Source organism: Segeticoccus sp., assembly GCF_035708005.1.
On the sequence record NZ_DASSTI010000151.1, the window covers coordinates 1 to 4,047 of the forward strand.

Genomic DNA, 4,047 nt, shown 5'->3' on the forward strand with positions numbered 1-4,047 from the left:
GCGCCAGCGGACTGCACTCGGTTTTCGGTGCACGCCGCACTCCTCGTCGGGCTCAGCGGACTGCGCCTCCTCCGCCGCTACCGGCAGCCGTCGGCGAGCCTGCTGGCAGAGGGCGGTCCTGGAAGAACTCCCGGCTGGGCACGAGGAGCCCCACGAGCGACAGCACGAGGAACACGATCTGGTGGATGTGGTCCTTGCCGGGCGGGAGCTGCCCGATCAGGTGGGCGAGCCAGAAGACCGGGTAGAACCAGAGCACCCACCAGGCCCACTTCTCGCCCCGGCGAAAGGGAACCAGCACCAGCAGGCCGCCGAAGAGGCCCATCCCCGTCAAGGCCACGCCATCCGCGCGATAGAGGAGGTCCGCGCCGAACGCGGCCGCGACGATGCCGAACCCGAGGACGCCGATGCTGACCACCAGCAAGCAGGCCCAGCCCAGCCTGAGGGCGGCTCTCTCCCGCTGCATCCGACAACGCTAGCCCCGGAGCGGGCGGTCAGGCGATGCCGCGGCTGGCGCGGGCCTCGATGTCGTCGAGGACCTGGTCGGCCGCGGCCACGCTGACCCTGCCGTTGCGGCGGGCAGTGAGGATCACGTCCCGCTCGATGTCCGCGGCGAGACTCAGCGCGCGGCGCAGGGCCTCGACCGGTTCCTCGGCGTCCTCGGCGGGCGACACCGCGAACTCGAGGGCGGACTGGGCGCCGAGGTAGCCCTCGTACTGCTGCACGGCAGCCGCGCGCACCGAGGCGGGGAGTTCGTCGTCGCTGCTGGTGCGCAGCGCCTCCAGCGCGGCGCTGGTGGCTTCGCGGCGGAGGCGGGCCACCTCGCCCGGGACGTCATAGTCCGCGCCGACGCGCAGGAACGACACGATGGGGGCGAGGGTGAGGCCCTGCCCCAGCAGGGTGACCAGCACGCAGCAGAGTGCGGTCAAGGTGATGACGGCCCGGCCCGGGAAGCCGCTGCCGCCGGCGACGGCCATCGGCAGCGCCAGCGTCGTGGCCACGGACACCACCCCGCGCATGCCCGCCCAGGCGACGACCGTGGTCTCCCGCCAGCCGTAGGGAGCCTGGCTCTCCTGGCGCCGGCGGTGCCAGCGCGCGAACCAGGCGGCGGGATAGAGCCAGACACCACGGAACACCACCACGGCACCGATCACGGCGGCCGCGGTCAGCAGGGCAGGGCGGGTGAGGGAGCTGCGCCCCAGCAGTCCGGTCAGCTCGAAGCCGATGAGGGCGAAGACCAGGCTGGTGATCACGAAGTCCGCGAATCGCCAGACCGACCGCCCCAGCAGGTAGCCGCCGGCCGTGGTGGCCCGGTGCGCGAAGCTGCGGAGGTAGAGCCCGAGCGCCAGCACCGCCAGGACGCCTGAGCCGTGCAGCTGCTCGGCGAGCAGGTAGACCGCGAACGGCATCACCGCGGTCACCGTCGTTTCCGAGGGACCGTCGTGCAGGGCCGCCAGGATCAGCTTGGTCACCCATCCGACGGCGATGCCGAGGCCGATGCCCACACCCACCGCGAGTACCAGCTCGACGACCACGTGCCCCGCGGACAGGTGGGCGGTGACCACAGCGCCCACCGCAACCTGATAGATCACCAGCGCCGTCGCGTCGTTGAACATCCCCTCGCCCTCGAGGACCGTCACGAGCCGGTGCGGCAGACGCAATCGACGCGAGACTGCTGTGGCGGCAACGGGATCGGGTGGGGAGACGATGGCTCCCAGCACCCAGGACGGTCCCCACGCCAAGCCCATCGCATGGGCGACAGCGGCGACGACGAAGGCGGTGGCCGCGGTGAGGCCGACGGCGAGCAGCACCACGGGGCGCGCGTTCTCACGGAACTCCCGCACCGTCGTGCGCTGGGTTGCGGCGAACAGCAGCGGTGGCAGGACCACCGGCAGGATGAGCTGCGGTGCGATGTCGAGGTTGGGCACGCCCGGCACGAGCGCCAGCAGCAGGCCGAACACGCTGAGCAGGATCGGTTGTGGCACACCGACCCGGTCGGACAGCGGGGTGAGGGAGACGACACCGGCGATGAGGATCGCGGCGGTGAGCAGCACCGTCACCGCAGCTCACCGATCGCTGGCGTTCCCGTCTCGCCCGGTGAGCAGCCGTTCCATCGCGCCGAGCTCTTCGGCGAACACGTCGCGCCGGGCATGCGCCCCGCAGGAGAGCAACAACCGCGCGTAGTCGGCAGCGGCCTTGGCGATCCGCTCGCCGAGCGCGTCACCCTGCGAGGCACCGAAGTCGTCCGTGGCGGCATACACGCCGGTGGGTGAGACGACGGCGTGCAGATAGGAGAACATCGGACGCAAGGCGTGCTCGAGGACCAGCGAATGCCGCTCGGTCCCGCCGGTGGCGGCGATGAGGACCGGCAGGTCCGACAGCGTCTCCTCAGGCAGCACGTCGAAGAAGGACTTGAACAGGCCGCTGAACGAGGCGTTGAACGCCGGCGTCACCGCAATCAGTCCGTCGGCCTCGGCAAGCGTCTCGAACGCCGACTCCAGCTCACCGGTGGGGAAACCCGTCAGCATCGCGTCCATGATCGGTCGGCCCAGCGTGCGCAGCTCGACCACCGACGAGCTCACCGACGCCCCGGAGTCGGTCAGCTGCGCGGTGACCGCCGCGAGGATGCGGTCAGCGAGCAGCCGGGTCGACGACGGCTCCCGCAGGCCGCCACTCACCACTGCCAGCTTGGTCATCGCGGCTCCTCCGTGTCCGTGTCCGTGTCGGTGTCGCTGTCGGCTCGTGCTGCCGCACGCAGCGACTCGTGGGTCGGCGCGTCCGGGACGTCGTCGGGTCGGCCGACCTCGAACTCCTTGCGCAGCACGGGGACCACCTCCTCGCCGAGTAGGTCGAGCTGCTCGAGCACCGTCTTCAGCGGTAGCCCGGCGTGGTCGAGGAGGAACAGCTGACGCTGGTAGTCGCCGACGTAGTCGCGGAAGCCGAGCGTCCGCTCGATGACCTGCTGGGGGGAGCCGACCGTGAGCGGGGTCTGCGCGGTGAACTCCTCGAGCGAGGGGCCGTGCCCGTAGACCGGCGCGTTGTCGAAGTAGGGACGGAACTCACGCACCGCGTCCTGGCTGTTGCGGCGCATGAACACCTGGCCACCGAGTCCGACGATGGCCTGCCGAGCCGACCCGTGTCCGTAGTGCTCGAACCGCTGTCGATACAGCGCGACCAGCCGCTCGGTGTGCGAGGCCGGCCAGAAGATGTGGTTGGCGAAGAAGCCGTCCCCGTAGTACGCCGCAAGCTCGGCGATCTCCGGGGTTCGGATGGAGCCGTGCCACACGAACGGCGGTATGCCGTCCAGCGGCTGGGGTGCCAGCGTGAACCCCTGCAGCGGGGTCCGGAACTTGCCGGACCAGTTCACGACGTCCTCGCGCCACAGCCGGCGCAGCAGGTCGTAGTGCTCGACGGTCAGCGGCACCGCCATCCGGATGTCCTGACCGAACCACGGGTACACCGGCCCGGTGTTGCCGCGGCCGAGCATCACGTCGGTGCGCCCCTCGGACAGGTGCTGCAGCACGCTGAAGTCCTCGGCGATCTTGACCGGGTCGCTGGTCGTGATCAATGTCGTGGAGGTGGACAGGATCAGGCGCTCGGTCTGGGCGGCGATGTAGCCGAGCAGCGTGGTGGGCGAGGAGGGCACGAAGGGAGGGTTGTGGTGCTCGCCCGTGGCGAAGACGTCGAGGCCCACTTCTTCGGCCTTCTTCGCGATGGCCACGGTGTTGCGGATCCGCTCGTGCTCGGACGGCGTCGTTCCTGCGGTCGGGTCCGGGGTGACGTCGCCGACGGTGAAGATCCCGAACTGCATCCCAGCCACGTCGCACAGGCTACGCGCCACCGCCCATCCCGGCCTGACGTGCGCGGACGATCGCCTCCGACCGGTCGGCGAGGTGCAGCTTGGCGAAGATCGCCGAGATGTGGTTGCTGACCGTCTTGGGGCTGATGAACAGCTCGCGCGCGATCACCCGGTTCGGGCGGCCGGCGGCGATGAGGTGCAGCACCTCGCGTTCCCGAGCGGTCAGCTCGGGGAACGGCTCTGCCGACGCT

At 70.6% G+C, this 4,047-nt stretch carries 5 protein-coding genes; all 5 read right to left on the minus strand.

What is annotated here, in order from left to right:
- Positions 1-52 precede the first annotated feature (52 nt).
- A complete protein-coding gene (locus tag VFL99_RS14920; protein ID WP_325107145.1) occupies positions 53-463 on the minus strand; it encodes a hypothetical protein in 411 nt (136 codons plus the stop codon).
- A 28-nt stretch (positions 464-491) separates the two neighbouring features.
- Complete coding sequence (locus tag VFL99_RS14925) at positions 492-2,057, minus strand: cation:proton antiporter (RefSeq protein ID WP_325107146.1); 1,566 nt, start codon at positions 2,055-2,057, stop codon at positions 492-494.
- A gap of 6 nt (positions 2,058-2,063) precedes the next feature.
- Complete coding sequence (locus VFL99_RS14930) at positions 2,064-2,693, minus strand: CE1759 family FMN reductase (protein ID WP_325107147.1); 630 nt, start codon at positions 2,691-2,693, stop codon at positions 2,064-2,066.
- Positions 2,690-3,808, minus strand: a complete 1,119-nt coding sequence (locus tag VFL99_RS14935) for an LLM class flavin-dependent oxidoreductase (protein ID WP_325107149.1) — start codon at positions 3,806-3,808, stop codon at positions 2,690-2,692. Before VFL99_RS14935 ends, VFL99_RS14930 begins: the two co-directional genes overlap by 4 nt.
- A 19-nt stretch (positions 3,809-3,827) precedes the next feature.
- A partial coding sequence (locus VFL99_RS14940; protein ID WP_325107148.1) for a response regulator transcription factor occupies positions 3,828-4,047 on the minus strand: 220 nt, incomplete at its 5' end.